This is a genomic window from Neoroseomonas rubea, from assembly GCF_016106015.1.
GTDB classification, from domain to species: domain Bacteria; phylum Pseudomonadota; class Alphaproteobacteria; order Acetobacterales; family Acetobacteraceae; genus Neoroseomonas; species Neoroseomonas rubea.
On record NZ_JACADQ010000359.1, the window covers coordinates 1 to 4,235 of the forward strand.

The following is a 4,235-nucleotide window of genomic DNA, read 5'->3' on the forward strand; positions in this document are numbered from 1 at the left end:
GTGGGCTGCGGCGGCCGGCCCGAGTGACGCGCCGCGTCGCCGTGGTGGGTGCCGGCGTCGCCGGGCTCGCCGTCGCGACGCGGCTCGCGCGTGCGGGGCACGACGTCGTGCTGCATGAACGCTTCGCCGAACCGGCGCCGGTCGGCTCGGGCCTGATGCTGCAGCCCACCGGCCTCGCGGCGCTGGCCCGGCTCGGGCTGCTGGAGGAGATCGCGGCGCTCGGCGCACCCATCACGCGGCTGCACGGCACGACGGATCGCGGCGCGACGGTGTTCGACCTCGGCTATGGCGATCTCGCGCCGGGACTGCAGGCGCTCGCGGTGCATCGCGCCGCGCTGCATGGCGTGCTGTGGCGCGCCTTCGCCGCCTCCGGCGCGCGGATCGCGACGGCGAGCGCCGTCGCGCGCACCCGGGAAACGCCGGGCGGGATCGAATTGCTCGGCGCGGACGGCGCCGTGCTGGCGGAGGCCGATCTCGCGGTCGACGCCTCCGGCGCGCGATCGGCGCTGCGCGCGCAGGTGGATGCGACGCCGCCGCGCGCGTTTTCCTACGGTGCCGTCTGGGCGAGCGTGCCCGATCCCGGCCTGGCGCCGGGGATGCTGCTGCAGCGCTACGTCGCGGCGCGAGTGATGCTGGGCTGGCTGCCGGTCGGGCGCGCGGACCCCGGCGGGCCGCCGCTCGCCGCGCTGTTCTGGTCGCTCAAGCCAGGCGACCACGGCGCCTGGGCGGCGCGGTTCGAGGAGTGGCGGGACGAAGCCTCGGCGCTGTGGCCGCCCATCGCGCCGGTGCTGGCGGCACTCCCCGGGTCGGAGGCCTTCACGCCCGCCTCCTACATCCAGTTCACGGCGACGCGGCCCTGGCGGGGGCGGCTCGTGCTGGTCGGCGATGCGGCGCATGCGACCTCGCCGCAACTCGGCCAGGGGGCGAACAGCGCGCTGCTCGATGCGCACGCGCTCGCCGATGCGCTGGTGGCCGAGCCGGGGCACGAGGCCGCCTTCGCGCGCTACGCCGCGGCGCGGCGCGCGCATGTGCGCTTCTACCAGCGCGCAAGCGCGCTGATGACGCCCTTCTTCCAGTCGGATTCCACCGCGCTTGCCTGGGTGCGGGACGCGACCTTCGACCGGCTGCGCATCGTGCCCTGGCTGCGTCGGGAGATGGTGCGGACGCTCGCCGGGCTGAAGACGGGCGTGCTGGCCCACGCCACGCCGGAAAGTCTCGCCGGCGGGGCGTAGCGCCTCAGCGTTCCAGCGCCTGGTAGACCAGCATGTTCACGAGCCTGCGGTAGCGCAGCCGCATCTCGCCCGGCGCATGCGCCATCAGCACCACGGCGAGCCGTTCCGCCGGATCGACCCAGAAATAGGTGCCGAAGACGCCCGACCAGCCGAAGGCGCCCGGCGCGCCCATGAAGGCCGACCCGCCGGGGTGGCGCCGCACCGCGACCGTCACGCCGAAGCCATAGCCAGTGAGGCCGGGATCCATCCGGTCCGGCCCGCCCGCGATCCCCTGCAGGTGGTCCGACGCCATCCACCGCACCGTCGCCGGCGAAAGCACCCGCGACCCGCCGAAGGACCCGCCCGCGCGCAGCATCTCGGCGAAGCGGAGGTAGTCCGACGCGGTCGAGACCAGCCCCGCCCCGCCCACTTCCAACTTCGGCGGCGCGAGCGGTGCCGCGACGGATTGCGCCGCGCCGGTGATCGGGCAGGCGGGCAGCGGCTTCGCGAAGCGCCCTTCCTGCCCCGCCGGCAGCACGTAGCCCGTCTCGGCCATGCCGAGCGGATCGAAGATGCGGCTTCGCATCAGCGCGCCGAGCGAGGCCCCGCCCGCCGCGCCGGCGACCAGCCCGAGCACGTCGGTCGAGAAGCCGTATTCCCACTGCTCGCCCGGATGATGCCGCAGCGGCGTCGCGGCGAGCGCCTTCGCCAGGCTTTCCGCGTCATGGTCGCGCGCGACGGTGATGGAGGTGCCGGGATGGGCCGCATGCACCGCCGTCCCGCCGAAGCCGCCATAGACGAAGCCCGTGGTGTGCCGCGCGGCGTCCTGCACCGTCATGCGCCGGCGCTGTGGCTCGGTCTCGATCGGGCCGGTGCCCGCCAGCATCGCCTCGGTCGGCCGCGCGACCTGCACCTCCATCAGCGGCGGCACATAGGCGCCGACCGGATCCGACAGCAGCAGCCGGCCGTCCTCGACCAGGCTCATTGCGACCGCGCCGCAGACGGGCTTGGTCATGGACGCGATGGAGAACATCGCATCCGCGCGCATCGGCGTGCGCGCGACGGGGTCGAGGAACCCCGCGGCTTCCAGGTGCACCAGCCGCCCGTCGCGCGCGATGGCCACCACCGCGCCGGGCAGCCGGCCTTCCGCCACCTCCCGCTCGAAGGCCGGGCGGATGCGGGCGAGGCGCGCGGAGGACATGCCCATCGCCTCGGGCCGCGCGGGCGGCAAGGGCGGGGTGTCGGTCTCGATCATGGGGCTCATGCGGCGCCGTCTCCGCAATAGGGGTTGGAGCGCCGCTCGGCGCCGAAGGTCGATCCCGGACCATGGCCGCAGATGAAGCGCATCCCGTCGCCGAGCGGGAACAGCTTGCCGCGGATCGCGGCGATCAGCGCCGCATGGTCGCCATAAGGGAAGTCCGTGCGCCCGACCGAGCCGCGGAAGATCACGTCGCCCACCAGCGCGATCTCGAGGGCCGTCGAGACGAAGACGACATGCCCCGGCGTGTGCCCCGGGCAGTGCAGCACGGCGAAGTCCTGGCCGGCGATCTCCACGCTCTCCCCTTCCTCGAGCCAGCGATCCGGGGTGACGGTGCGGCACGCCATGCCGTAGCGCGCGCCCTGTTCGGGCAGTCCGTCGAGCAGGAAGGCATCGGCGCGGTGCGGGCCTTCGACCGGCACGCCGAGCGCTTCGGCCAGTTCCGCCGCCGCGCCCGCATGGTCGAGGTGACCATGGGTGAGCAGGATGCGCTTCACCGCGACGCCGGCCTGGGCGATCGCTTCCATGATCTGCGGCGCGTCGCCGCCGGGGTCGACCACCACGCCTTCCTTCGTCGCATCGTCCCAGATCAACACGCAATTCTGCTGGAAGGGGGTCACCGGGATGATGGCGGCGGCGATCGTCATGCGGACCCTCGGGGCGTTGCGCGGCAGGGTCCTATAGCCCGCCGGCCGCGTCCTGGCGCCACCCGCTCAGCGGAAGCGCTCGGCGGAGCGCAGTTCGGCCAGCGCGCTCCTGGTCAGGGTGATCGCGCGCTGCTTGTGCCCGCCGAAGGCTTCCGGCGCGCGGTTCAGGTCGGACAGCGCCTCGCGCAGCTTGCGCTGCGCGGAATCGATGTTGGGATGCACGCCCCGCTGCCGCGCGGCGGCCTCCCCGCCGAGGAAGCCGAAGCCTGCGGCCGCGGCCAGGGCGAAGGCGAGAAGGGCGAGGCGGCGTCGCGTCAGCGGTGCTGCTCCATGCAGGCGTTCCCCGGCCGGACCGATGCTCCCCCGGTGCGCGGCCACGGCAAGCCGACGCTCTCGCCGGAACGTGAGGCGCGGAGCCCAACCATTCCGCGATAAACCCGTCTCGTTCCTGTCGCGGAATGCGATGACCACCTACGCCTTCGCCGATGTCGCCGGCGGCAGCCTGGCCTTCGTCCCGGCTCAGGACCTGCTGGTCTTCGGCCCAGACCGCGCCGCCGCGACGCTGCGCTTCACCGCGAGCGGGGCCGACCTTGTCATCGCCTCGGGCGGCGAGAGCGTTCGCCTGCTCGGCATCGGGCTGGGCGCGCCGGGGCTGACAGGCGCCAACCTGCTGTTCCAGGACGGCAGCGTGCTGATCCTCGACGGCACGGGCATCAGCCTGCGCAACGGGACCGCGGCGGATGACTGGATCGCGGCCGATCGCGGCGGGTCGGACACCATCCTTGCCGCGGCGGGGGACGACCGGATCGTCGCCGGCGCCGCGCTCGATGCGGGAGACAGCCTCGACGGAGGGGCGGGGGAGGCGGACACGCTCGCCTTGTCGGGCAGCTTCGCCATCACCCTCGCCGCCGGCATGGTCGCGGGCATCGAGCGCATCGAGGCCGGTGCGGGCGACATCGCGCTGACCATCCTCGACCCCGTCGTCGCCTCGGCCACGCCCGGGGCGGGGGCGCTGTTCACCGTGGACGCGACGTCGCAGGCGGCGGGGTCGCGCCTGGCCGTCGATGCGCGCGCCGTCGCCGCGGCGGGCCTCGCGCTGCTCGGCGGCGGGGGGGATGA

The 4,235-nt window shown here is 74.4% G+C and carries 5 protein-coding genes; 2 read left to right on the forward strand and 3 right to left on the reverse strand.

The genetic code is table 11. The annotated features are described in order from the left end of the window. A partial coding sequence (locus HW577_RS21700) for an FAD-dependent oxidoreductase (RefSeq protein WP_232475138.1) occupies window positions 1-1,232 on the forward strand: 1,232 nt, incomplete at its 5' end. A 4-nt stretch (window positions 1,233-1,236) separates the two neighbouring features. Here HW577_RS21700 and HW577_RS21705 read toward each other — a convergent pair. The 3 genes from HW577_RS21705 to HW577_RS21715 form a co-directional block, all read right to left on the reverse strand. Beyond that, a complete protein-coding gene (locus tag HW577_RS21705) occupies window positions 1,237-2,475 on the reverse strand; it encodes a serine hydrolase domain-containing protein (RefSeq protein ID WP_198378205.1) in 1,239 nt (412 codons plus the stop codon). Continuing rightward, window positions 2,472-3,116 (reverse strand): MBL fold metallo-hydrolase, encoded by a 645-nt coding sequence (locus HW577_RS21710; RefSeq protein WP_232475139.1) that lies wholly within the window; start codon window positions 3,114-3,116, stop codon window positions 2,472-2,474. Before HW577_RS21710 ends, HW577_RS21705 begins: the two co-directional genes overlap by 4 nt. A gap of 66 nt (window positions 3,117-3,182) precedes the next feature. Next, window positions 3,183-3,494, reverse strand: coding sequence for a hypothetical protein (locus HW577_RS21715; RefSeq protein ID WP_198378206.1), 312 nt, complete (start codon window positions 3,492-3,494; stop codon window positions 3,183-3,185). A gap of 85 nt (window positions 3,495-3,579) precedes the next feature. Here HW577_RS21715 and HW577_RS21720 point away from each other — a divergent pair. Continuing rightward, window positions 3,580-4,235, forward strand: a 656-nt coding sequence (locus HW577_RS21720) for a hypothetical protein (RefSeq protein ID WP_198378207.1), incomplete at its 3' end; no start/stop codon positions are given.